The sequence below is a fragment of the Ohtaekwangia koreensis genome (genome assembly GCF_900167975.1).
GTDB lineage: Bacteria > Bacteroidota > Bacteroidia > Cytophagales > Cyclobacteriaceae > Ohtaekwangia > Ohtaekwangia koreensis.
On the sequence record NZ_FUZU01000002.1, the window covers coordinates 1,102,346 to 1,127,661 of the forward strand.

Annotated in this window: 26 protein-coding genes; 10 read left to right on the forward strand and 16 right to left on the reverse strand. The window is 40.8% G+C overall.

Annotated features, from left to right (window positions below; genetic code table 11):
- Positions 1 to 74: 74 nt before the first annotated feature.
- Positions 75 to 1,091 (forward strand): 2-hydroxyacid dehydrogenase, encoded by a 1,017-nt coding sequence (locus tag B5Y40_RS17755; RefSeq protein WP_079688119.1) that lies wholly within the window; start codon positions 75 to 77, stop codon positions 1,089 to 1,091.
- Between the two features lie 244 nt (positions 1,092 to 1,335).
- Here B5Y40_RS17755 and B5Y40_RS17760 read toward each other — a convergent pair whose 3' ends face one another.
- The 3 genes from B5Y40_RS17760 to B5Y40_RS17770 form a co-directional block, all read right to left on the reverse strand.
- On the reverse strand, positions 1,336 to 1,944 hold the full coding sequence (locus B5Y40_RS17760; RefSeq protein WP_079688120.1) for a hypothetical protein: 609 nt from the start codon (positions 1,942 to 1,944) through the stop codon (positions 1,336 to 1,338).
- A 9-nt stretch (positions 1,945 to 1,953) separates the two neighbouring features.
- On the reverse strand, positions 1,954 to 3,249 hold the full coding sequence (locus B5Y40_RS17765; RefSeq protein WP_079688121.1) for a hypothetical protein: 1,296 nt from the start codon (positions 3,247 to 3,249) through the stop codon (positions 1,954 to 1,956).
- 100 nt (positions 3,250 to 3,349) lie between these two features.
- A complete protein-coding gene (locus tag B5Y40_RS17770; RefSeq protein WP_079688122.1) occupies positions 3,350 to 3,604 on the reverse strand; it encodes a hypothetical protein in 255 nt (84 codons plus the stop codon).
- 352 nt (positions 3,605 to 3,956) lie between these two features.
- Here B5Y40_RS17770 and B5Y40_RS17780 point away from each other — a divergent pair, with 352 nt between their 5' ends.
- The 5 genes from B5Y40_RS17780 (at position 3,957) to B5Y40_RS17805 (ending at position 8,788) form a co-directional block, all read left to right on the forward strand.
- On the forward strand, positions 3,957 to 4,175 hold the full coding sequence (locus B5Y40_RS17780) for a helix-turn-helix domain-containing protein (RefSeq protein WP_079688124.1): 219 nt from the start codon (positions 3,957 to 3,959) through the stop codon (positions 4,173 to 4,175).
- 479 nt (positions 4,176 to 4,654) lie between these two features.
- Positions 4,655 to 5,638, forward strand: a complete 984-nt coding sequence (locus B5Y40_RS17785) for a hypothetical protein (protein WP_079688125.1) — start codon at positions 4,655 to 4,657, stop codon at positions 5,636 to 5,638.
- Between the two features lie 545 nt (positions 5,639 to 6,183).
- Positions 6,184 to 6,867 carry a S1 family peptidase gene (locus B5Y40_RS17790; RefSeq protein WP_079688126.1) on the forward strand — a complete coding sequence of 228 codons (684 nt, stop codon included), beginning with the start codon at positions 6,184 to 6,186 and terminating at the stop codon, positions 6,865 to 6,867.
- Positions 6,868 to 7,619: 752 nt separating this feature from the next.
- Positions 7,620 to 8,120, forward strand: coding sequence for a hypothetical protein (locus B5Y40_RS17800; RefSeq protein ID WP_079688128.1), 501 nt, complete (start codon positions 7,620 to 7,622; stop codon positions 8,118 to 8,120).
- A 236-nt stretch (positions 8,121 to 8,356) separates the two neighbouring features.
- A complete protein-coding gene (locus tag B5Y40_RS17805) occupies positions 8,357 to 8,788 on the forward strand; it encodes a hypothetical protein (protein ID WP_079688129.1) in 432 nt (143 codons plus the stop codon).
- An 84-nt stretch (positions 8,789 to 8,872) separates the two neighbouring features.
- Here B5Y40_RS17805 and B5Y40_RS17810 read toward each other — a convergent pair whose 3' ends face one another.
- A complete protein-coding gene (locus tag B5Y40_RS17810; protein WP_079688130.1) occupies positions 8,873 to 9,400 on the reverse strand; it encodes a hypothetical protein in 528 nt (175 codons plus the stop codon).
- A 128-nt stretch (positions 9,401 to 9,528) separates the two neighbouring features.
- Here B5Y40_RS17810 and B5Y40_RS17815 point away from each other — a divergent pair, with 128 nt between their 5' ends.
- Complete coding sequence (locus tag B5Y40_RS17815; protein WP_079688131.1) at positions 9,529 to 9,993, forward strand: hypothetical protein; 465 nt, start codon at positions 9,529 to 9,531, stop codon at positions 9,991 to 9,993.
- 62 nt (positions 9,994 to 10,055) lie between these two features.
- Positions 10,056 to 10,415, forward strand: a complete 360-nt coding sequence (locus tag B5Y40_RS17820) for a hypothetical protein (protein WP_079688132.1) — start codon at positions 10,056 to 10,058, stop codon at positions 10,413 to 10,415.
- Positions 10,416 to 10,583: 168 nt separating this feature from the next.
- Here B5Y40_RS17820 and B5Y40_RS17825 read toward each other — a convergent pair whose 3' ends face one another.
- Positions 10,584 to 10,964: a DoxX family protein gene (locus B5Y40_RS17825; protein WP_079688133.1), complete on the reverse strand. Its 381-nt coding sequence runs from the start codon at positions 10,962 to 10,964 to the stop codon at positions 10,584 to 10,586.
- A 106-nt stretch (positions 10,965 to 11,070) separates the two neighbouring features.
- Between B5Y40_RS17825 and B5Y40_RS17830 the strand changes: the two genes are divergently transcribed.
- Positions 11,071 to 11,733 (forward strand): MarR family winged helix-turn-helix transcriptional regulator, encoded by a 663-nt coding sequence (locus B5Y40_RS17830; RefSeq protein WP_079688134.1) that lies wholly within the window; start codon positions 11,071 to 11,073, stop codon positions 11,731 to 11,733.
- A gap of 372 nt (positions 11,734 to 12,105) precedes the next feature.
- Here B5Y40_RS17830 and B5Y40_RS17835 read toward each other — a convergent pair whose 3' ends face one another.
- The 5 genes from B5Y40_RS17835 to B5Y40_RS17855 form a co-directional block, all read right to left on the reverse strand.
- A complete protein-coding gene (locus B5Y40_RS17835) occupies positions 12,106 to 12,621 on the reverse strand; it encodes an RDD family protein (protein ID WP_079688135.1) in 516 nt (171 codons plus the stop codon).
- A gap of 92 nt (positions 12,622 to 12,713) precedes the next feature.
- The gene (locus B5Y40_RS17840; RefSeq protein WP_079688136.1) at positions 12,714 to 13,091 is read right to left on the reverse strand and encodes a MauE/DoxX family redox-associated membrane protein; all 378 of its coding nucleotides are present in this window, start codon (positions 13,089 to 13,091) and stop codon (positions 12,714 to 12,716) included.
- A 294-nt stretch (positions 13,092 to 13,385) separates the two neighbouring features.
- Complete coding sequence (locus B5Y40_RS17845; RefSeq protein ID WP_079688137.1) at positions 13,386 to 13,937, reverse strand: hypothetical protein; 552 nt, start codon at positions 13,935 to 13,937, stop codon at positions 13,386 to 13,388.
- A 9-nt stretch (positions 13,938 to 13,946) separates the two neighbouring features.
- Positions 13,947 to 14,441 (reverse strand): GNAT family N-acetyltransferase, encoded by a 495-nt coding sequence (locus B5Y40_RS17850; RefSeq protein WP_079688138.1) that lies wholly within the window; start codon positions 14,439 to 14,441, stop codon positions 13,947 to 13,949.
- A gap of 779 nt (positions 14,442 to 15,220) precedes the next feature.
- On the reverse strand, positions 15,221 to 15,652 hold the full coding sequence (locus B5Y40_RS17855; RefSeq protein WP_079688139.1) for a MarR family winged helix-turn-helix transcriptional regulator: 432 nt from the start codon (positions 15,650 to 15,652) through the stop codon (positions 15,221 to 15,223).
- Positions 15,653 to 15,830: 178 nt separating this feature from the next.
- Here B5Y40_RS17855 and B5Y40_RS17860 point away from each other — a divergent pair, with 178 nt between their 5' ends.
- Positions 15,831 to 16,805, forward strand: a complete 975-nt coding sequence (locus tag B5Y40_RS17860; protein ID WP_079688140.1) for an AAA family ATPase — start codon at positions 15,831 to 15,833, stop codon at positions 16,803 to 16,805.
- Between the two features lie 30 nt (positions 16,806 to 16,835).
- On the opposite strand, the gene B5Y40_RS17865 is transcribed toward B5Y40_RS17860, so the two are convergent.
- The 6 genes from B5Y40_RS17865 to B5Y40_RS17890 form a co-directional block, all read right to left on the reverse strand.
- Positions 16,836 to 20,150, reverse strand: a complete 3,315-nt coding sequence (locus B5Y40_RS17865) for a sensor histidine kinase (RefSeq protein WP_079688141.1) — start codon at positions 20,148 to 20,150, stop codon at positions 16,836 to 16,838.
- A gap of 515 nt (positions 20,151 to 20,665) precedes the next feature.
- Complete coding sequence (locus tag B5Y40_RS17870; protein ID WP_079688142.1) at positions 20,666 to 21,334, reverse strand: DUF2306 domain-containing protein; 669 nt, start codon at positions 21,332 to 21,334, stop codon at positions 20,666 to 20,668.
- Between the two features lie 614 nt (positions 21,335 to 21,948).
- Positions 21,949 to 22,338 carry a hypothetical protein gene (locus tag B5Y40_RS17875; protein ID WP_079688143.1) on the reverse strand — a complete coding sequence of 130 codons (390 nt, stop codon included), beginning with the start codon at positions 22,336 to 22,338 and terminating at the stop codon, positions 21,949 to 21,951.
- A gap of 122 nt (positions 22,339 to 22,460) precedes the next feature.
- On the reverse strand, positions 22,461 to 23,597 hold the full coding sequence (locus B5Y40_RS17880; RefSeq protein WP_079688144.1) for a mycothiol transferase: 1,137 nt from the start codon (positions 23,595 to 23,597) through the stop codon (positions 22,461 to 22,463).
- Positions 23,598 to 23,770: 173 nt separating this feature from the next.
- Entirely contained in the window at positions 23,771 to 24,748 is a 978-nt protein-coding gene (locus B5Y40_RS17885) for a wax synthase family protein (protein WP_079688145.1), read from the reverse strand.
- On the reverse strand, positions 24,739 to 25,167 hold the full coding sequence (locus tag B5Y40_RS17890) for a hypothetical protein (RefSeq protein ID WP_079688146.1): 429 nt from the start codon (positions 25,165 to 25,167) through the stop codon (positions 24,739 to 24,741). The genes B5Y40_RS17885 and B5Y40_RS17890 overlap by 10 nt, the downstream gene beginning before the upstream one ends.
- Positions 25,168 to 25,316 lie beyond the last annotated feature (149 nt).

Genomic DNA, 25,316 nt, shown 5'->3' on the forward strand with positions numbered 1-25,316 from the left:
TGTGTGAGTTCGTAATCGGCCCCGATACCATTCAATGTTGAAAAGCATTTGGTCAAAAATAACAATGATAAATCATGAAGACATTTGCATATAGTGTTCGCGAATATGAACGTCCGTTTCTGGTAGAAGCTGTAGCGCCCAGACACAAGTTAGAGGTTTCCAAAGCGAGATTGAATGTTGATACAGTACACCTGGCTAAAAATTGTGATGCAATTTCTGTTTTCACCTCCGATGATTGCTCGGGTGTTGTACTTGAAAAATTACATGAGATAGGCGTTCGGTTTATTGCGTTGCGCTCGGTAGGATACGATCATGTGGATATCAACAAAGCAAGTGAGCTTGGTATCTCCGTTGCAAACGTACCTGAATACTCACCGTATTCAGTAGCCGAGCATGCTGTTGCTATGCTCATGAGTTTTAATAGAAAGTTTATACTCGCTCAGTCACGCATTCGGGATCATGACTTTCACCTGGATGGTTTAACCGGATTTGATGTGCATGGAAAAACAGTTGGTATAATTGGTACCGGCAAAATTGGGATGGCGTTTGCCAGAATACTAAACGGCTTCGGCACTACAATATTGGCGTATGATCCTGTAGTAAATCCGGATGCTATACTGTTGGGAGTGCGTTACGTTTCACTGGAGGAATTATTACAAAAGAGTGACATCGTATCGGTGCATTGTCCTTTGAATGAACAAACGAAGTACTTGCTTTCCAATCCTCAGTTTGCATGGATAAAGAAAGGTTGCATTCTGATAAATACCTCGCGGGGTGGAATTGTAAAAACAGTAGACCTGATTGAGGCTATTGAAAATGGTCGTTTAGGAGGAGCATGCCTTGACGTTTATGAAAACGAAAAAGGATTGTTCTTTGAAGATCACTCAAATACTATACTAGAGGACAAGCTTTATCTCAGACTCTCTGCCCTGGACAATGTTTTGATAACAGGTCATCAGGCATTCCTTACATGTGAAGCCTTAAAGGGTATTGCAGAAACTACAGTACTCAACCTGGATTACTGGCAACGTGAAGCGGTATCACCAAATGAACTCACCAATATTTCACATATCGAAATTTATCTATATTAGTTCTTGCCTTATTGCTGCTATATATTGAATTATAGGCACAAACTGTTGCAAGTTTAGCGTAGCGTAATTTCTACTACCAACCAACGCGTGTATACTTTGAAAAGGTAGGGGAACAATTCATCCTTAAACCAGCATTAAATATGAAACGCCAGTCTAACGCTGTCAATTCCCCTTTCCCATTTTCTATGGAGTAATCTGCATTTATACTAACGTTGATAAAATGGAGAATACACGCAGGCGCGATTTAAAAATGAAACCGATAATAAACGCGCACACCGAGTAACGTGGCGTGGTCTTTAATAGTACCCGGAAAATGTTTACGAACAATCGACACCTTCGGCTCTATATATACACGGCGAAAGAAAACGCCCGCCAGCAGATCAACGCCATTGAACTGCAATCTCAATTCCTCTGGCTCACCGTTGTAAGTGTAATGCAGCGTTTTGCCTACATTATAGAAAGTATACCCGGCTCCTATATAAAATGCACCGAAAAATGACTTGGTAACGAACAGCGACTGATCAACATAAAATGTATTCTGCCGGTCTACGCCATTGGGTTTAAAATAATAAAAGTCATAACGAAGCGTAGTGCCATAGTGTACAGCAACCGAAGGCAGAAATGTATAGCCCGGAGTAACGTTTATACCCGTGCCATTAACGCCCGCCTGGTAAGCAAAGGGTGCTTGTATGTTTATACTCGATCCACCAGCAGAGCCAGCAGTACTCTGTGTATACAGTATGGTGGTGCGAGCCACCATACCGACATCTACAAAGAACTTACTATCATCTTGCTGTGCATAACAGCGGGAGAACAAACTTGTAATACTGAATACGATCAGGGCAACGCGCATGGGTATATATTATTCGGTAGAGAATTGAGCTTCAAAACAACTGGTCTCGATACGGTGCACACACGGGTGGCGCGTGTTGCCGCATACTTTACCATCGCATACGGGCGATGAATCCATAACACCCGAAGCCAATGCCTTTTGTGACGAGCGATACATAATGTCGAGCTTCGTAGTGATCATGCCCCAACTGCCATCTCCCTTTAATCCATACTCGGCTATAGATACACTCTGCGGCTTTAACCGCGCAGGCCAGTTATCATATTCAAAGAAAACATAGAACACCAGGTTGCCGCGCATCCCTTGATTGTTGGGTGGATTGGAACCTGCTGTGCGCCAGTCTTCGAAAAACATTTTGTTGAAGGCGGAATAGCAATAGGTAGGATTAGCCTTCTTCAACAGACGATGATCGGGATCACCGATCCACTGCGGATCGTGCCGTGAACCATTGAAAGGATTGATGCGCGAACTGAATGTACTATACGAGTGATCCGAAAGATCATTGGCACCCGAAAGTATATTATCAAGGTCGCACTTTAATTTGAAGTTGCGCAGTTTGCCATGATTCCACGCGGTGTTAGACGACTGACAGTAACCGGCAACAAGACAGATTGAAGCTCTGGTTGCATCACTTTCCGGCTCAGCTTCCTTCGGCAAATATACTATAGCACCACCGTGATAACTTTCGCTGAGCGATACCACCCATACCTCGTGCGAGCGTACATACTCTTCATCAACCGTTACTTCTTCCGGCTCGCCCATGGCATTGATCCGCACACCACTCCAACGCGTAAGTTCTTCATCGCCACTATACGACACCAGCGTAGGGTTGCTGTTCAGCAAGCCTTTCGCTTTAAGCTGTTCGTATTCCGGTATATAGATCTGCGGGTAGAGCGAAATCATAGTGGTGCTATCGGGTATATTAGTGAAGGCTTCCAATGAAACGCTAAACGCTCCTGGTTCAGTATACCGCGATGCAGCAAATGTTTCAAATAATGATGGCGACCGCTCTGCGAGTACGTTGAGCAGAACATTATAGTCGCCATCGAAACGTTTTTCTACCTCGCGGTATAGCAGCGATCGAAACGCGCCATCTTCCACCTGCGAAAGTATACCGTTGCGCAGCACATCCAGGTGATGGGTGAGGTATGCATACTGCTCTGCGGGCGTGAGCGTTTGCAGCAAGCTCTTGTCGTTTTCAAGCACCTGGTGGCGCACGTTGTTCGCCAGCTCTTCCTTGCAATGGGCGAAAAATAAAATAAATACGATACTGAGCAGGGCATAGCGGCCCGTCTTCATGTGTTCCATGACTTTAAAGGGATTAGTAGATATAGTATAAAAAAGCCTGGAGGGTTTTATCAGTATGACGGCAAACGTATAGGAGAGGAGCTATAGCGATGGCAACCTGTTATGCAGACTCGGGCGCATGCCAGCGATGCGCATGCCCGGCAGACGAATTGAGCAGTATAAACAGGTTGTATATATTTTCGAGTGAATGGTTGAAGTCTTTCGGGAGCGCATCATGATGATCGATCAGGTAATCGAAAAGCAGACAAAATAAATTGTCTCGAAGTTCTCCCGGGTGTGTGGTGTTGAGGAAGTGAAGGAACGCTTCCTGCAGCGGTGGCGCCAGTTGTTTGGATGGATCGGTTGGTGCTTGCATAAAACATTATAGTTTAGGTGATGTTATTCCTTTAAGAGAAAATTGTTTTTTATAGTGAGATGAGATAGCAGGGTATATATAGCTTTTATGTTTTCTAATTCAGGACTGGTACAGCTTTGGAGATTTACTTTGGCCAATAGCTCTATAATTCCATTTTGATAATTGCTTAGCTCCTGTAAGTCCATGACAGGAATCGTGATTGTATACAATGGTTCTTTCCTGTCATTTCTATTAATCATTTGTAAATACATTATTGTCAAATGTACAGAATGTATTGACATTTTAATTTATTTGTCATGAAAATATTTACAATCGTCAATAATAACTTTATAATTACCCCTCAATTGAGGATATGACAAAGCTTGGTGAATACCTAGAAAGAAGGGCTGTAAATAAATCGCACGTATCAAGGAAGACTGGTATAAGCAAACAGCGGATTAGTGAAATCTCATTAAAAGAAACATCACGGCTGCAGGCAGATGAAGTATATCTGATAGCACTCGCTATAGGAGTAAATCCTTGCGAATTGCTTGAATATGTATGTAGCGATGTGAAATTAGTCGCGAAATAAATGAGAAGTGTTATAGTATAGGCGATTTTGATAAACTGTTATTGCCGTTGAGGATTATCTAAAATACTTTTTGCTCCTATTGTATTTAAAGTAAGTTATCTTACATTTACTAAGAGCCCATCATGCTATGTTCCTCAAAGGAGCATAGCACGATGGGCTTTTTGTTTTTTACTAACATCCAAATGTTGAAAGAATTTACAATTGAATTTTAGCATGGTGAATGGTTCGAATTGGTAAAGGAGTAGAACTATACTTTGCTCACGATACCTTTCGGAAATAAAAACAAAGCTTTCGGAAGCCAGAATATAGCCTTCGGAAAATAATGTTGTTAACGTTATTGTGCGCTGGTTAGTATTGTCTACATAACCCCTAACTTCTACGTACAGAATTTTGACGATTTATTTTGATACTAGTGTTAAAGATTGTGGGGATTAATACTTTTTAGAACAGTTTGACTAATTCTTGTAAACATATATATAATGACTGTTAAAGGTTTTATACGTTCATATGGAGCTGCCGTAAGAAGTGCTGAAAGAGATCAGCAACGTAGGATGCGCGAAGCAGCGAAGTTTTATAGACTACAAGCAAAGGCACGGGAAATCAATGATGTGACTGATGCTGTTGCGCAATACGAAGACTATATCGAAGTACTTCAATCTGTGCACAAGGATTGTTCTGACTATATTGATTGGGACTCGATTATGAACGAGCCACCACCACCTCAACCTATTAGGAACTCGAAGAATGAAGATGAAGCAACATTAATATTGGCAAGTTTTCAGCCTAGTCTATTCGATCGCCTTTTTGGCTTAGCAAAGGATAAAGTTAAGAAGTATCGCGATGCTGTTGAGTATGCGAAGGGGATGGACGAAAAGAAATATCAGTCAGCAGCAGACAAGTATAATGAATGGAAGATAATGCAGGAAATTTCCAAGGACGTATTGGCAAAGATACCGGCTGGTTATACCAGGGCTCTTGATTTCTTTAAGCCTCTTAACGATATAAGTGAGTTAGGGTCAAAATTAGAATTGAGTCTAACAAGCGACCATGTTACTGTTGACCTATTCGTTAAAAATGATGAGGTAATTCCTAATTATATACTTACTCAAACAGGTACAGGCAAGTTGTCAAAGAAGAACATGCCGATATCCAAATTTAATGAGTTGTACCAGGACCATGTGTGTAGTTGTATCCTAAGAGTTGGTCGGGAGATATTAGCATATTTGCCTGTGAAGTTTGTAATCGTAAATGCTAAAGCTGCGCTTCTGAATACAGCAACTGGACAGATAGAAGATCAAGTGATTATTTCGGCAGCAATCCCTCCAGAAACATTAGTGAAATTAAATTTTGAAACACTCGATCCATCGGATTGCCTTCGCAATTTTATTCATAAGATGAAATTCTCTAAGATCACAGGATTTATAGCGGTGGAGCCCATTGGTGCATCATCTATATCGATTTGACAAAACAACTTCGTAGTCGATGTAAATTGATTATAGTATCGAAATTTGGAGTCGTTTGATATAACTATAACAAATCTTATATAGATGTTGAATTTTTTATTTCGACTATTCTTGGCTTTCAATTCGACAGCCCTTATTGTCGTAGTATATTTTATAAAGTCGGGTATAGCTATAAACATTTGCTCGCCATTTGTAATATGTATCCCTAAAGGTGTATCCTATTTAATCTACATAATTTCAATGCTATATCTTACATATTTTAGCTTGCTGTTAAGTAAAAGCTTAAGTTGTGATAGTATAGATGATGGAATTGTAAGCATTGAGTATGCAAATGACTCTTTTTTACCAAGTTACTTGGGGTATTTTTTTGTTGCCTTAGATTAAGAAAGCAACGGGTTAACGAAAACTGAGATTAATAGATTGATCGTTGATTTTGTTCTATATAAATGTTTACAAAGACAAATATATCCGTTTACAAACTCTTATATAGGCAATGATATTCTTATATTAGAATGTTGTAAGCAATGCCCAAATAAATTTACTGTATGATTCCAAGTGACGTCTTAGGTAGAGTTTATTGTTTGAAAATAGGGGACTCAACGGCTACAGGATTCGCTATTGATGTTGACAATAGACAGTACATCGTGACAGCAAAACACTTTGCCATCAATCTTAGCGACGGTACACCATTACAATTGATGTTCGAGGGTAAATGGAATAACTTGGGTGGAACATTGGTGGGACATGCCTCTGGAGAGATTGACATTTCAGTATTGACACTTGATGGAATAGCATCAAACCCAGATCTAAAACTGATTCCAGATCAAGCAATTCTATATGGACAAGATGTTTACTTTGTTGGATACCCATATGGCTCTTGGGGAGACAGTAAGACTGCTTTCATAGGACGACCAATCCCATTTGTCAGGAAAGCAATAGTCTCCTGTGTAGAGGATGGACCCAATGGAGAACATAGAAATTTCTTGGACGGACATAATGTTCCTGGCTTTTCAGGAGGACCTGTTGTTTATTCCGCAAATCCTCCTTACGATTTTAAAGTGACTTCTGTCATAAGTGGATATAAATTTGTTGAGCAACCTGTTTACATTGGTACAAAAAAAACAGACGCGACTGTTCAGTATAATACAGGAATAATAATCACGTATGGGATTAGACATGCTTTAGACTTAATTAATTCAAACCCGATTGGAGCAGTAATAAAAAAGTGAGGACAAGGGCACTGCTTACAACAATGTGTATAAAAAATGGCCTGGCGCGGTGTAGGTTAAAAGTATTATCTTTCTAGCACACGCGGTTGTAGGGGATAGTTTTGCGGTAGGTCGCCAAAGTCATTCCTTCGTCATTTAACTTTGGCTCCTTTGCCGGCCACTTCTTATACACGAGCGTTAGCTGCAATTTCTGCTGGACAACTTGGACTATGGACGACAACGTAAATCATAAGGACGAGCAAGAGAATAAAGTAAAGAACGTAACACTAATTGAGACGATTAGGAGTATACTTCTTGGGGAGCTGAAATCTATAATTTACAATCACAATGGCTCAGCTTATATTAAATTTCTAAATCTTGCTATTGGGATTGAATATTTAGGGGCTTGCTTAGACCATCATCCATTTGACAAAGACAAAGAATCGGAGAATAGATTTAATGAAGCTTTAAAAAACTATTTGACAAGAAATATTTGAAGTTTGCTAAGAAAGGCTCGAGCATATATTTCTTTGAGGACTTTAGATGTCCATTCGTTCATCAATTAAGACCAGACAGGTGAGTTAGTTCTTGTCCTTGAGGACTTCTTTGATGACTTTGAAGATGCGGCAAAGCGACTCATTCGACAATTTGAAGACGGGACCATTACAAATAAAAAGGGGGAAACAGGATTTATAAAATTAGTTTCAATAAAGAATAACAAGTAGTGGACACAGCAGCAAACAATTTTTGTTTTGCAATTTATTCAATGACGTATGACAGCTAAAAAGAAGGTCAATAATTTCAGTGAACTTTATGAAGCTACAGTTTCTGGAGACAGCTTGTTATCCGGTTTTATTAAAGGACATCTCGTAGTTGAATTCTTATTAGTTAAAATAGTAGAAATCGGGCAACCTAAACTCTTAGACTTAGCTGACGGCTTAAATCATAATAGACTAATTCAACTTGTATATGGCCTTGGACATATTAACGATGGACAACGTGATACTTTATTATTAATCAACCAAATGAGAAACAAGTTTGCTCACCAATTAACTTTTACACCGACAATTCAAGAAATTGAGCAAGTATTACTGAAGGCTTCAAACTCTTTTTCAGACTTTACTGATGGAATTAGTCAAGGATTGGATGAAATAAAGGGAAAGAAAAGCATTAACGACTGTGACGAATGGGTATTCCCAGAACTCTTCGTTCAAATATCCTATGACTTACATTCTGTTTATACTGACCTTGGTGGACACATGGAGGATTTTTAGAGTTTAACTAAGTATAGACTGGGGCGATAAACTGCAGCTAACAGTATGTTTCTGCAATGGTGCCGTGACGAGTTGGTTTAAAGTTTTATCTTCGTTCAACGTTTTCGTTTCGTGGGATAGGACGCGGCTTCGGAAAGGCACCACTGCAGAAACACAAACGTTAGCGGTAATTTAAAATGACAAAGTCAGACAAATCAAAACATAATATTTGTATAGCTTCAATCAAGCGAAGTACTATGAAGCCGTACGACTTTAAGTGGACAAAATTTTATGAATCGAATTCAGACTTTCAAGACTCTTATTCTGGACTGCAACTTTCCCTGACAGAAGATGAACTGGTAATTTGCTCGACAGTTATTGACTATGACAACTATAGTATTGTGACAACTCAACGACTGATAACAAAAGAGAAGGGAATCGAAAATAGTGGTGATTTGGACAGGGCGACTGACAAACTTTATGGAGACTTTAAGGGACATAAAGGAGACACCTTTACGTTCGGACTCGTTCAAATGGACGATGGAGGTGACCTGAAATATTTTATTGAAACGGGAAAAGCTTCGATGATTATGATACACGGAGTTAGGACATTGATCAAGTCACAGCAAATGACCAATACACAGGCGGACAACGTGACAAGAATTTGGAATAGAAAGAGTGAGTCTTAAACTCCCTCTAACAAAATGTATGTGCCATTTTCATCCCCATCAGAGTCGCCAGCCTCCGGGACTAATCGTTCCATTGGCTTTTGACTATATATTAAGTTTGGGAAATACAAGTTTTTTAACGTAGTCGCTGATTAGATACTGTGCTCTGATAATTGAAGATTTTCTCTTTGACAATGCCTTGACGACCAGCGCGGCAATTCTTTGGCGTTGCTGATTTTCGCTTGATGTATATTCTTCTGGGGACACTATATTGTCGAATAATAAAATACACAATGCACTCGTTAGTAGGTCGATCTTTTTATCCAGGAACCTGTCATCATCGATCGAGTTTAGGATTATATCAAAGTATGCTACATCGGCAAGAATAATGTCCTCATCTTGTGTCGCGAACGACAAGTTAGAATCCATTCCCCACAGATTCAGAAGCTCCTCGTCTATTTTTACGGACTCTTTGTTTATCATTTTACAGTTCGTGGAGCCACATACGGAACAATTCACATTCCAGAACTTGTCAATGTCATCGGTGTGCGAGAAAGCAGCTTGCAATTTTGTTAACTCAAAGACATCTACATTTTTGCAGTCTTTACATGTTCTGCTCAATTTGTACTTCATTTATTCTATTGTTTATCTCAGAGTCACCGGCCTCCTGAACTCTGATGCTTTGAACAAACAAATGTAATTCATAAAGCCCCATTTATTATATATGTTTGTAAACGACTCACGCGACCGAATTCAATATAATGAACGATATTTTCTTAACATTTAATCTCAATGTTAACGAACCTTGTTTCGACTATCTCACCGATGTTTACAAGATCAACAGTGCTGATTTACTAGGTAAATATTCATACGACATACTCAAGCACACAAGCCATCAACGTCTCTCATTTATTGCAGAAGGAATACTCCAGTCCGACGGAAGTATAGGTATATTGGTTGGTTCCGCGGGCTACAACTATACCGACTTCATGACCATCCACACGATGTTACAGAAAAATGGTCGCGCCATTACAGCCATCTTTGTTCCTTCTCAGAACAGACTTGCTACAGACCTGAAAGAAGGACAAGAAATATACCGGCAACACAACCGCTGGCTCGACTATCCTCCAGGGCACATCGAGAATGTACACGAAGAGCGTCTGAAAATCGTCCGCGAAATAGCAATGCGATTTATGAGGACAGGTGTTAAGGTTGTAGAGAAATAGAAACTTTTCGCAAAGTCCCTCGCGTTATACTATATCTTTGCAATTTCTATTAAAACCTCACAATGAAGGAAGATGAAATCGTAAGCTACACGGAACTCACAACGTGGCTTGACACAACACAGGACGATAGTGAATTTAGAGTGTGCGCAGAATTGCTAGTCCGCGCCATAAACGACTGGCCAATAACGGACCTCACAGATATAGCTGAATTTCTTGCAGTGTTAAAAGACGAAGTAAATAAACCGTTAACGCTTGAAAATCTCAACGCTTATTTAAACAAATTGGAATTTAAAACAGAAGGTGATTCGTGGAAAATGGAATCTATAGCCTCGCTACTCGAAATGTTCAACGCCCATTTATCCGATCGCACCATCACACTTGAAACCATACTGCACAACCTCACGCAACATTGCAGAAAATGAAAAGGCGCTAATGCCGTTTCATCCCATCAGAGCCCCGGAGCCCCGGTGACTCTGATGGAAAAACATAATCATGAAATAAAAACAGTTGTCCCTGCGGCCAATGTTATTCCTATTACGTGAACAACCAGCGCTATAGTATATCGATAGCCCGGATAATCACCTATAGTTTTAAAGTATTTTGGATACCTGACGGTGCTCGTATTTATATACTATCTGTATACAGGTTACAATGAGTATAAAATCAATGGCAACGAATAGCACTTTGCCGATCGGATCGTGACTGCATATATGCGCGATCATCGCCGAGACCATGGTGATCATAAAGCCCGCGTAGATCCATTCTCTTATACGCAGCGATACCTGCGGTATAAGCAAGAGTATAGCACCAATCACTTTTGCTATCACTAATTCTATTCTGAAATAATCCGGGAACCCCAGCATTCTTAAATCATCCGGATGCGAGTATGAGAAATAAGCACTGAACAGCATGAAAAAACTTATAAACCCTTTCGCCACCCAATAAATAGTTTTTTGTTTCGATGTCTCCATAGTTTGCTTTGTTAATGATTCAAATGTATTGACCTGTCTTAACTATATACTATGATATGGTAATAAAAGTTATAAATTTGTTACGAAACCGAAGTAATTATAAACGATGAACAAGACTGTTGAATTAGTGAACGAATGGGCAAAATTTGAGAGCAACCATCCCGAAGGAGGCATCGCTGACTTTTGCCGATACTTTCTCGCCCATCAAAGTGAGAAGAAAATAAAGGGAGCACTGGTAGGCGGTGTTGTTCCTGATTTTACGGATGGCCTGCTGATGAAAATAATCGGACGCATCAGTAAACTGAATATGTTTTATGTAAATATGGCTTTTAAAGACACCGAGGTGAACCAGATTGAAGAATTTGGAATGCTGATGACTATACGTCAAAATAAAAATCCACGTAAAACTGATGTGATCTACGACAACCTATACGAGTTATCAAGTGGAACAGATATGCTGAGACGTTTACAGAAGCGAGGCCTGATAAAGGAGTATATAGATAAAAATGACAAACGCTCAAAGCGCGTAGAGTTAACTCCGAAGGGAGAACGAACCGCAGACCAATGTTACCAGCAGATGGTAAAGAATGCCCGTATGATGACGTACGACCTTGCCGATGATGATAAAAAACTCGTGGTACAATTACTGAAAGGGATTGAAATGAAATATTCAACACTATGGCTCCAGCATAAGAACAAATCTTTCTCAGAAGTATATACCAGCATAACGAAGATAGATGGAGTTGTAAAAGATAAAAGCAGGAAATGAGTTAAAAGCTGGTAGTGAGTTAAAAGCCCAGGGGGAAGACTGATGAGTCGTTAATATATACTTACATTATTTGCGTCTTATTGGCTGCATGACATATAGGGCATTCAAATTTGTCCCCATCAGAGTCACCGGCCTCCGGGACTCTGATGTTGGTGCCGTACACGTATCCTTGAAATCTAAATACAAAAGCAAACCGAAAAATTACTTTGCTTACTCGAAATGAATGTATAGTATATTACCTTCTAGAAAAGACTTGGCCGTAATTTATTCGTGCATGGCGCGTAGCATCAGAGTCCCGGAGACCGGAGACTCTGATGGTGACGGATGAGTTAAAAGTCCCGAAGGCGAGACTGATGGGTTGTTAATATATACTTACATTATTTGCGTCTTATTGGCTGCATGACATATAGGACATTCAAATTCTCCTTTAAGAATTTCATCGTTTGATAGTGTAACTTCCTGGTAGCAGCTTCTGCATCGAAAGTTATCGCCTCCGATGACCAAAGTCTTGGCCCAAAGATCGCCCAGGCGTTGATGCCTGGGAGTGTTGGCAATGGCAATTATACCAACGATGCCTATATCTATCATATCAAGTATATGTCTTTTGAGAGCTTGCGTAAATGAAATGCGACCACCATACTCGGTAACAACGCTTAGTCCTAGTATTAATTTACCGAGCGTTTTTCCGGCAATCCATTCTGTTATCGGAAAGTATGCGAACCATACAACAGGTATCACGATTCCTTTTATACCACTAACGGCATACCCATCTTCCGTGGGAACGCCATAAGTTGCCATGAACCAGATAATGAAAACCATTAATATCGCGTAGTCGATCATCATGGCTACGGATCGTTTTAATAGTTTACGTTCGGTTTGTATTGCCATAGAGATAAAAAAGGACAAGGTTGAAGCAAAAAAAATGCAGGGCTCTTCGATAAAGAACCCTGCAAATATAAGAGGTAAATTTATAGTCTATATTACCGTATCATTGGCAAATACTTTTCGCGATTTTCGAATAACACCCACACGTTAATAAGGAATAACGCAAGTGCTATAGGCAAGCCTGATGGCACAACGAATATATTGGTCAGAAGTATACCGACCATCACCGGGAGAATAACAATGGCACCCAGGGCTCTCGTCTTTGGTGGAATAAAGAGTACGCCACCAATAACTTCAATCGCACCTACCAAAGGCATAAGCCAGCTTATCTCCATAAAAGCTTTCATTAATCTCACCAGGTCTTCTGGCATGTCTTCGGGTACCGGCATGTAGTTGAAGAACTTATTCAGTCCAGCGTTAATAAACATCAGCCCGAAAAGCAGGCTTATCACAAATAGAATTTTGTTTTTCATAGGCTTATTTAGTTTGTCAAATATACATTTCGTTTTTATCTGTTGTCCGAAATAATTCGCATGATACTATATTCGTGGTAATGGCGTGATCTATATACTGCAAAAAAATGTTACTACATGTTTTGCGGTCGGCATAGAATAAAGCTATTAAATCTTGTTGTAAAATTAGAATGACGTATTAAGATTTTAATCGTCTGGGTCCGCCAGTTTGAGGGGGTATTTGCGACAAATTACTTCCAGCCGAGGGTTATGTGTACGAGCCTATATACAAACTGAGAGGAGGTATATTGGGATTTATTTGTAAAACATAGTGGGTGTCAGTGCTTTATTTGAGGCACCGTCTGTTTTTCTAACCCTTGCAATCGTTCCGGCCAGGTGATTAGTTCGCGAAATCTCGATGGTCAATGTATGGTTACGATCTATGAATATGTCCGCAGGAATGTATACATCAGATTGTGCATTTAGCATAATGTAGTTTTTGTCGGATGCCGATTTATACTGAGCAATGCCTTCAATCGTTTTGAAATTCTCCGATTCATTCTGGAAGTTTAAGGTATAGTGAAAGGATGTGGAGTCTATTGTATAGATATCGAGGTTGCATACAAAATTCATACTATCAGTCTGCTGTACACCTACATAATGGCTTTCAGGGTTCGTTAAAAGCATCGATTTTTTTATTGCGTGTGAACTATGGCGAAGTATAGTTTTAAGCGTATCAGACATCATCACACTATCAACAAGCGCAAATTTTTCGGAAACTTTGTTCTTGATTGTTACGACAATATATGCCAGGGTAAAGCAAGTTATACTTACAGCCAGCACGATACCCGTTGTCTTTATATTCACAATTCGTTTTTATTTTATCAGCTTCTTCTCCATATACACCGCTCCGCTAACGGGGTTAAATCTGTACGCTGGTATTTCATAAAAACCAAATGCACGATAAAGATTCAATGCAGGCGTCATAGTAGGCAGCGTATCAAGACGAATATAGTGATAATCTAATTCGCGTGCACGGTCCAGTGCCAGCTCCAATAATTTCTTCCCGATCTTGTATTGCCTATAGTCCGGGTGCACATACATGCGTTTAAGTTCTGCTATAGATGTATCTATTTTTCGTACTCCGGCACAGGCAACGGGTAATTCATTTTTATAGGCAAGCAACAACGCACCGGTAGGAGCGCTATATTGTTCTTCAATGGTTTCAAGTTCTTTCGCAAAATTCTGAAAGCTCAAGTCAAGGTCAAGCGAATTCGCATATTGATGAAAGAGCGCTCGTCCATCGTCAAACTCTTTTTTTGTATTGGCTACGCGAAGCGTAATATCACTATGAAGTAATGATTCTGACATGATCATATATTTGATTTTGAGCAAAGGCGATAGCACTGATCTCTAAAGTATAGATGTAAGTCTGCGTCAATCTGTGAACTCTGCGGGAGTATTTCCCCGCTGAACTCGCAGATTAGCGCAGATAATGCAAAATACATTTATGCTATATATTTAAATGAGAATTAAAGTCTGCGTCAATCTGTGAACTCTGCGGGAGTATTTCCCCGCTGAACTCGCAGATTAGCGCAGATAATGCAAAATACATTTATGCTATATATTTAAATGAGAATTAAAGTCTGCGTCAATCTGTGAACTCTGCGGGAGTATTTCCCCGCTGAACTCGCAGATTAACGCAGATAATACAAAATACATTATGCTATAGATTTAATGAAAATTAAAGTCTGCGTCAATCTGTGAAATCTGCGGGAGTATTTTCCCGCTGAACTCGCAGATTAGCGCAGATAATGCAAAATACATTATGCTATAGATTTAAATGAGAATTAAAGTCTGCGTCAATCTGTGAACTCTGCGGGAGAAATTTTCTGTTGAACTGGCAGGTTAGCGCAGATAATGCAAAATACATTTATACTATAGATCTAATTAAAATTAAAGTCTGCGTCAATCTGTGAACTCTGCGGGAGTATTTCCCGCTGAACTCGCAGATTAACGCTGATAATACAAAATACATTATGCTATAGATTTAAATGAGAATTAAAGTCTGCGTCAATCTGTGAAAATCTGCGGGAGAAATTTTCTGTTGAACTGGCAGGTTAGCGCAGACAACGCAAAATACATTCATGCTATTTGTTTTTCGTGAGTAATGTTTTAACACTGTTCAGAAGTTTAACAAGTTCAATTTGATCGTTGTTGCCCAAGTGTTGAATCAGCGCTGCGACTGAGTCGTTGGAGCGTTTATTAAATTCGGTATACATTTGCTTCCCTTTCTCTGACAACTCGAGTGAAAAAATCCGCTTGTCTTCCCTGGACTGCTTTTTCAGAAGTATCTTTTGCTTTACCAGTTTAGCAATGAGTCTGCTCAGGTATCCTTCGTCCATCTGGAGAAGCGCTTTTAATTGCCTTGCTGTTATACCAGGGTTGTTGCTCGCTTCATGCATTACGCGCACTTCTGTAAGCGAATAATTACTTTCCAATATGTGGTTATTGGTAACCCCTATAACAGAAGTATAAAACCGATTGAATTCCCGGATCTTTTCAACAACTTCTTTTGCCATGAAAGCAAAGATAGTTTGTAATACTTGCTTCAGGCAAGTATTTATGACAAATGTTTTTAGAAATTTTTCACAGATTGCAGTCTGGTCGTTTACAAAATTTAATTTCGTTTGCTGTCGATGTGCTTATACCCTAATGGACGTATGAAAGATCGATCAAATTGTTTTTCAGTAGGAGATTATGAGTACTTTCGTGCTCATGATGAATAAGGGGTTGAGTGTTTTGGTATATAGTATAGCTGTGGTACTGATGGTGTCCTGCAAAACAGCCGGTATAATTTCAGCCACTCAATTTAATCTTCATCAGGATTACTGTGCTCCAACTTCTGTAAATAGTTATAGCGCTTCCAATTTTCCGGTGGCCAATACAGATTCGCTCCTTGCACAAGACACGTTGTTGAAGCAGTATTTTTCCACGCATTTTATTTTAATGGCGAACGGCACCGGTACGCTAAAGCTCCTATACGGGGCGATGGATTGCAAGCGCGATACATCCTTACGCGGACGCATTCGGATGGTTGAAATTAAAAATGAAATACAACAACGGATCACGTTGTTCCGAACGGAGCTCGATGGTGTAGCAGCAGAACTGGATTGTCAGGGAGAGCGGTGTGACCAGCTTGCATCATACCTGGATGATCTGAATAGAAAACGGAATACGCGGCTTACCATCGGTTCAATCATATTGGGATCTGTTACAACGGTAGCTATTGTGGTGGCTCATAATGGTAATGCGCAAAATACAATTAGCATTGCCGGTGGCTTGCTTACGGCTGGTCTGGGCGCCACAACCATTAACCCTGCGGGAAAGAAAGTCAACTATGAACATACCAGAAATTTACTGGAGGATATTTGGTTTACACCTCAACACTCAAGGGTATATCCGCCTTCGGTATGGTATATATTAACGAACCGGAATTTCACGAACAACAAGGATGTAACCTTAGTCGAAAGTATTAAAAAGCGTTGGACTGAATTTCAATTCAACAATCATGTCGACAGCGCAAAAGTAAAGTTGTTGTTTCATGGCGGTGGTATATATACTGCCGATGATTTGCATACCCGAAGCAACATGCTCAATCAGCTTCAGTCCACGATACGTTCTGTTAACCAGGATCTGCAAGGTTTACTGTTGGCGATGGACCATAATCTTTAAACAGAATCTTTAGTATGTATGCTATATTTTTTACTCGCCCTTAAGCGGAAAGGTTATTATAAAGGTGGTTCCTTTGTCAGGTATACTATCGGCAGTAATAGTTCCGCCCATTACTTCTACCTGCGTTTTTACAAGGTATAACCCGAATCCTTTACCAGCAGTGTTAGCATGAAAACGTTGATAGAGATTGAAAATCTTGTCGCGCGCATATTGCATATCGATTCCGATGCCGTTATCCGATACCGTAATACGTACTTTGTCATCCTGTATCAAACACTTACAACGGATCAGCAACGGGCGCCTGGTACTTCTATATTTAAGGGCGTTATGAATGAGGTTGTAAAATATACTATATGCATACGGTTTTAGTCCGTAGATTAAAGCATCATCAATGCCTTCGTGTTGTACAGTAGCGGATGCTGCTGCTATATCTTCTTTCAGTGTATCGAGTGCCAGGTCAAACTGTTCGTGCAGACTCACCAGTTCAAAAGGTATACCGGCTCCCTTACGGATGGTAAGCACTTGGTTCAGGTCGTTGATTACATCATCCAGGTTGGAGACACTGGTCTTTAAGTATTCTGTTATCTGTTCCTGATTGTCGGTGTCCATCAAATGGATCAATCCTTTGATCCGGGCGAGTGGTCCGCGAATGTTATGCGCAGTGATAAATGTAAATTGCTCAAGCTGCGTGTTTTGATCTACCAGTTCTTTATTTAATTTTTGCAGGTCCAGTGTACGCTCTACCACACGCTCTTCCAACGAGTTTCGAATTTGCAGCAGCTCCTGGTTACGAAAGTCAATGGATTCGGACTGTGTTTTCAATTCTTCATTCTGCATGAGAATCTCTTCATTCTGAGCAGCGACTTCTTCATTCCGTAATTGGAGTTCACGGGTGCGTTGATGGACGATGTTTTCTAACGTGGCGGCCTCGCGTTTTAATTTCGTTACACGCAGGTAATATATAGCATACGCGATCCCGGTTGCCAGGAAGACAAGTATTCCGATGAAGGCAGGTGTTTTCCAGAAGGGGCCTTTCACCACTATATATATACGTAAGCCGTCTTCTTCCCACTCCCCAAAGGAGTTGCTTGACTTTACGCGCAGTATATATTCTCCGGGAGGTATATTCGTAAAGGTGATGTCGTTACGGTTCCCGAGCATTGCCCAGTCGTCCATGAAGTCTTCCAGTATAAATTTGTATTGTGTGCGGCTTGGTGAAGTAAACCCAAGGCCGATTACTTCAAAACCAAAGTTGCGTTCGCTCCATGAAAGTACAAGCCGTGTATCATTGAGTACCTGCCGTACCGATTGTCCGCTGGCAAGTATATCTACACGTTGACTATTGATAAACAGACCGGTTACAATAGTTTGAGGCAATGGATAAGCAATAGACAGCGCTTCCTCAGGCTCAAAAAATGTTAGCCCATTGATGCCCCCGAAGTACATTTTGCCGGAAGGTGATTTATAGAATGCACGCGTGTTGAATTCATCTCCCTGTAAACCATCATGGCGGAAGAAGTTTCGGATGGCTCGGCCTTTTGCTTTGTCAAATATACTCAAGCCACGATTCGTGCTCAGCCAAAAGTGGCCTTTGTCATCTTCCAGTATACCATATACTACATTGTTGGGTAATCCATCCTTTTCGTCAAAATGTTGAAATGTTTCATCCTCTGCATTGAAGCGAACCAGACCTGCGCCCCAGGTACCAATCCAGAGCGTGCCTTCCTTATCTTCATAAAAACATTTCGGCCATACCTTCGGAAAACTCGATGCCACGTCAGGATTCTTGTTATATACCCGATAAGGCGATGATGTCTGTGATTGAAACAGTTGTATATCGGCCTGTTGCTCTATCCAGTATATATCTTTTATCTTTTTAACAAGCATCGTACCTCTTGCAACGGTAGTTAACAGGTTTCTCGCTTGATCCCAATGAATCACTCCGGCTTTGGTAGCAAGAAGCAAAGCGTTGTCATTCTGGACCTCACAATCGTAAATATATATATCCGGGGTGTTCAATGCAGCAGCAGGGCTGGGTAGAATTTTTTTTCCATCGAACCGCATTAGCCCATGCGTGGTGCATAGCCAGATGTTGTTATTATGATCTCCTACAATTTTGTTGATCTGAACTTGCTCTTTCTGGACGGAGGGTATCCGGTAATGTGCCGTAATATTCTGATTCAGATTAATAACATCGAGTCCTTCCAGCGTTGCTACATAAAGGTGTATATCATCAGGAGTATAAATCGACTTTACAAATTGATTTGACAAGCTGACGGGTGTACCGGGAAATTTACCTATATACTTGAAGATAGACAGGAGCGGGTTGTATTTGGCGAGGCCCATACCGTTGCTGCCAATCCAGACCACGCCATCTCGCGATTCGTACGCACACGACAGATAGTCTGGTATGCCATTCGGATTGTCAGGTAGAGGTGAAAGTGTTTTTCGGTGCTGAAAAGTTGAGTCGAAAATATCAATATTGCCATGCAATACCCATACGTCTCCATTTGTGCGCTGCATGGTTCGCTGTTTATATCGCTCAAAAGAACTGGATGGTGAAAGCGCGGCAAGCGGTTCAATGCTATGTGACCGAGCGTCATATTGATATATACTATCGCGACTTTGTAAATAGTACTTTCCGGTTGATTTTTGGTAACTGCCTTGCAGGGATTCATCGTGGTGCATTACGTGCTTCCATTCTGCTTGTTTACTGATGCGTATATATACATCATGTTCGTTCATGACAACCTGTGAAGAGTCTGCAGCGATATAAATGGAAAAGAGATTTTGATTCTTTAACCCGGAGAACGATTTGTCATTGGTGAACGCTCCGGTTGTAACGTTGAAGCGGAGCATCCCGAGCTGTGTGCAAAGCAAAGCTTCATCGGCAGAGACCGGAATGAATTCACGAACGATATAGCGTTGCGTTTTATCATTTCCCACATGTATAGTGTGATTTACGAAGTCATTCTTTTCAGGTCTATAACGGCTTAGCGAGCCGACTGAAAAGACCCACAGTTGCTGGTGTTGATCAAGGAATAGTTTTTCGACATTATTTTGCAGGAGCGAATTGCTGTCACCAGCTACCGTACGATACGTATAGAACGACTTGCCATCGTAACGGTTAAGGCCATCCAATGTTGATACCCACAGGTATCCGAACTTGTCTTGTGTAATGGAAGTTATAGCAGACTGCGAGAGGCCATCATCAACGGTGATAGATTCGAATCGAAATTCATGTTGTCCGAAACCACGCGTACATACCAGGAGCATAGCTATCGTGAGAACTCTCGATAGTATCCTTAAACGGTTCAGAAAATCTGACATGCGTTTAATCATCATGGTTAGGAAATATAAAGTAAATATATGCTTCTATTTTATCACGTTTCTGATAGTACAGCCTATTATTCCATAGAAGTTACAGAAATTTCATGCTAACTCCCTGGTATAAGTCGCTTGTATTCCCGTGAACTATACTGGCTATATCCTCGCAATTCAGCCTTTGCGAATGTTACAGTATGAGCAAGGCGGCCATCATCGTGCCAGAGGGTTGATGTGAATAGTTTCTGATAAATATCCCGCTTTCTTTGCATAGAACCTGTATTGGAATGCGATCACAATATCGCATTCCAGATTCTGTACAGTAAAGTGCAATTTTGGGCCTGCATGATTAGCTGTATTTCATTCTGCCCAAGGCCCGTAAATGCATGATCTGATTGTGATGTTATGAAGCAGAATACGTTATGACATCATAATTTATCGGTCATAGATTTCAGCGAGGTGTTTCCATTGTGTCTTCACGTTGTTCAGCAGAACATTACTGTATGCTTAAGATCAAACGAGCGCGCAGGTATATATCAGCGGTCGGCAGTCTTTACTTCAATCTTATAGCGCTTACTCCACGTAATGATGAGTGGCAGAAGTATAGCAGTAGGCAGGAGCCAGACCAGTACCGGAGGCAATTCAACCGGAGCATATTTTGCGTTCACCACCAGGAAGGCAGTGATCGCTGCTATATATGCACCGGTAAGACGCTGCAAATGTACCAGTAGCCAATAGTTCTTTACGCGCGCTTTGCCGCGGTAATTTTCAATGTCCGTTTTAGTGAAGCGTAGAGCGAGTACACCAAAGATCAACAGCACGATTCCGAAGTTGTTTTGATTCACCAAATGAATAACGCCTGTCACTATAAATAGAACGGCCGTGATCAGCATGCCTATTGTTATAGCCCAATCTAAAAGCAATGGTTGTTGATTAACGCCTAACATTTTAAGGTATATATAGCGGTTGCCGGTGCCCACCAGGTAAATGGTAAAGACGCCTACAATAAACAAGAAGTAACTGGGGTGAAGCACCGAAAGCACCAGGGAAGATACACCAGCGATCAACATACCATAAGTAAAAATCTTGCCGACAAGTTTATGGTTCTTGTCACCTTTCTTTCGTACCAGGTTGATTGTTCCGGTAATAAGTCCGGCTGTGCCGCCAGCAATGTGCAGCATTAGGAATAATTGAAACAAGTTCATGAGGTTGGGTTTAGGGCAAGGGTTAGGAGTAAAACTTTTTAAGTTAAAGTCTACGCTAATCTGTGAAATCTGCGGGGAGAAATTTCCCACTGAACTCACAGATGAGTGCAGATAATGCAAAATACATTCAGGCTATAGATCAACTAAAATTAAAGTCTGCGTTAATCTGTGAAATCTGCGGGAGAAAATTTCCTGCTGAACTCGTAGATGAACGCAGATAATGCAAAATACATTCAGGCTATAGATCAACTAAAATTAAAGTCTGCGTTAATCTGTGAAATCTGCGGGAGAAAATTTCCTGCTGAACTCGTAGATGAACGCAGATAATGCAAAATACATTCAGCTATAGATCAACTAAAATTAAAGTCTGCGTTAATCTGTGAAATCTGCGGGAGAAAATTTCCTGCTGAACTCGTAGATGAACGCAGATAATGCAAAATACATTCAGGCTATAGATCAACTAAAATTAAAGTCTGCGTTAATCTGTGAAATCTGCGGGAGAAAATTTTCCACTGAACTCGCAGATGAACGCAGATAATGCAAAATACATTCAGGCTATAAATCAAACGAAAATAACCCAATTTAGCCTTTCACCAAACCAAATACGACATCAATTATTTAGGAGTATCACTTTTACGAGGCTCGAAGAATACGCCAGGCTTCTTGTTAACCTTGTCTCCCAAGAAGCATCCTTTCACTTGATTCCGGTTTACGACAAAAGCTGTGTCCTGACCGTTGAGAGTATATTTGACTTTTATCAGACTATCGGAAGTGCAATAGCCGCCCTTTAACTTCATCGGTTTTTTAGGATCTACAGTGCCTTTGCTGATCTTGAAGGTTTCGTTGAATTCTCCTTCATCCAGGTCTAATACGATGGTAGATTCCTGCGATGCCCCGGCCACCTGGAAATATACCGGGCAGCTGCACGTATTACATTTCGTAAAACTTACACAGAGTACTATAAATAAAAAAAATCTGGATGTAACCCTTCCCGTATACCTCATAGACCAGCAAGGTAAATATTTTTTAGAAACACACCGTAGTCAGTGGCTTTCTTTGCAATGGCAAATGCAACCTTTTAACCTGTATACCAATTTTATATAGGTTTATCCAACGCCTTATTTACTCAGTGATTTCTCTCAACTTTGATTTCCTGCTTCTCCGTCCGTTTAGGCAAACGCTTCTTCATTAAAAGAATTTGTCCCAGGTGACTCGATTGATGTTCCATAACATGGAACCAGCAAAAGTGATTGTTGATATCTGAACCCGGCCGTTCCTGTGCAAGCCATTGGTCATTGCGCTTGCGTAACTCTTCAATCGTTTTTTGGCGAACCTCTTTATATATAGCAAGGTAATACTCAATGTCGTGTCCTTTGAATTGCTGGCGCGCTTCATCACCAAGGTTCAAGGCTACATCCCACTTCTTTTTTTCTTCTTCGTTAAACTCGCGGTTCTCGAAAGTATATACCTGGTAGTATGCTTCAGCCGCAGCCAGGTGCATCACCAACGCCCCGATTGAATTTGCCTTATCATCCATCAGGTGATCGGTCTCTTGCTGGTTGAGCAAACGCACTGCCGACTCTACACGTGAACTGAGGTTGTTCAGCATGGTTACCAGTGTGCCGATCTGTGGTGAAAAACCATTTACAGGTCCGATGAGGTAGGTGGTGTCGCGCACTATACCTTTGCCTTCCAACAGCAATGATAGCTTGCCTTGTGTGCCCTCGTTGGCGGAAGCAATTGTAAATTCTTTAACCCGTACAGGAGCGAGTGGATTTGTGCCTTCGTTCCACTCCGGAATTATATTCTTCGCTGCAGGCATTTCGAAACTGCCATTTTTTATAGGAGCCTTTTGAAGTTTACCGGCATCGTTCTGCACATAGAATTCGAAATTGTCAAAATAGAATTTACCATTGTTGACGCAAAGACCACCGAAATTTATTTTGTCAGCATTGGCGTCCATTTCACCTTCAATAGTATAGGTGCGCCACTCATTGGATTTGATAGGCCTGTCGTTCATATTATCGAAGAAGCCGGCTTCACCATTTTTATTATCTACGCGTACCCAAAGGCCTGCGGACGCAGAGGTATCTGCGGTAATTATTTTTGCAGATGCAGAAATTTTGAATTTCACTTTCTTCTTTAGAAAAGATGCATCGGCAGTTTGCACAAAAGATGCCCAGTTCCGGGAGATTTCTTTCACCTGACCAAAGGAGTGAACGCTTATAGCGGCTAACACAATTACAACGAGGATCTTTTTCATGAGGGGTTTGTTCTTTAAATATAGATATAGTTTGATTTTTTGCCTTTAAAGGTTATTTGTTAAGAGTTATTCACTTACGATCAACGATCCCTTTCAGCACCAGTCAGTCCAAGACAGACGTAAAATAATCAATATTTTTTTACTCACAACGTTCTTGTGAAATGGATACGGAGTCACACGCCCAACGATGGCAGCAAGCTTAAAATAGCGTCACGGCAAGGCACCAACACATATTTAATAAACTGTGCATGAAATAACAACGGCATCGGCAGAATAAGCCACAACATCACCCAAACATGTGATAAAATCCGGTGCCCTATAATTCTCTTCACAAACGGTATTTCACCTTCAGCGTACATAACGATACCATGAATTACAAAATATAGCAACGGCAAACCGAATCCTGCATTTACAGGAAAGGATATAGCGATTTCATGCAATATACCCGAGAGTAGAAATGCTGCCAGCATAGCAGGTGTTGGTCCAATGGAATTTTTAAGTGGTCTGTAAATAATGAGCGAAGTCATTTCCGAGAACGCTATATTCCAGCGTTTCCCCCAGAACTCTTTCAAAGAAGAAGCTTTATAGGGCGAGCGAAACAATTCTTTCACGTCAACACCAGACAATCGCCATGATGCAGCCGATAAATTCAGGATACCAAAATGCAAAATCATGCTTAGCCCTACCAGCAGTGCCAGCGCGGACGCATAATATAGGTTGATGAAGTTTCTTTCTATATATACTGAAATATAAAGTAGTACTATACCCACGGCAATCCGGGATATTCCGGTGACTATGAAGGAAATATAGGGTAAAGGCGGTGAAGGGAATTTTTCAAACAGCACCGGCCGCATGCCAAACCACCCGAGCGAGAATGCACACCATTGAATGAACGTCAATCCCATGTTACCGGAATATGTTTCAACCATAACAACCGCCTTCATTGACAATAGTTGTAGAGAAACAATGGCGATCATTCTATACAATGCTGATTCTTCCGCAGTGATACCCGCTGAAAAGAATACAGTAATTATACCCAGCGACCAGACTATTATTCTTGCAGTGGTTTTATTCTTTAAGAAAGGCAAAAAATATCCGATCAATAAAAGCGATAAGCCAAAGGCTACTAAACAGACGAGTGTTATATCCATGAAAGGTTATATAGGAAGGCTACAAAATATACGATGGTAAAAAGCGCGAACAGCGTAATGAGTGCAAATTCTCCCACTGTATAAATGATTCCTTTAGGGGCGTTTGTTTTATCAAAGTAAAAGAATTGTATACCGATTCGTGCCAGCCAATATATACTGATAAATAACGTGATGCTTTTCGCCAGCATAGATTTGTTGATGAGCTCATCGGCAGCGATCAGGGAGAGAACGCCAAAGCTGAGGTTGATCACCAGGATATAGGCTGCATACGTCCAGAACATTTGGCGAAGCAGTGGCTGCAGATTTTTAAGATGCATATTCCATTGCAGGGCTTTTGGTATAGCCAGACTTCCGATGCTTAGCGCAATGTGGCCGAGACCACATACGAGGATGAGTAGTTTCAGGGTAGCAGGAGGCATACTTTTGAGGGTCTGTTATCAGTAACAGGGAATACAATACTAGCAGATCGCAGCAAATAAAAATACATATATATAGCACTTTCAAAACTTTTTTCGGGTATGGCGGTTCGATTGCTAATCACTTGGAATTTACCAGAATTAAACTGCTG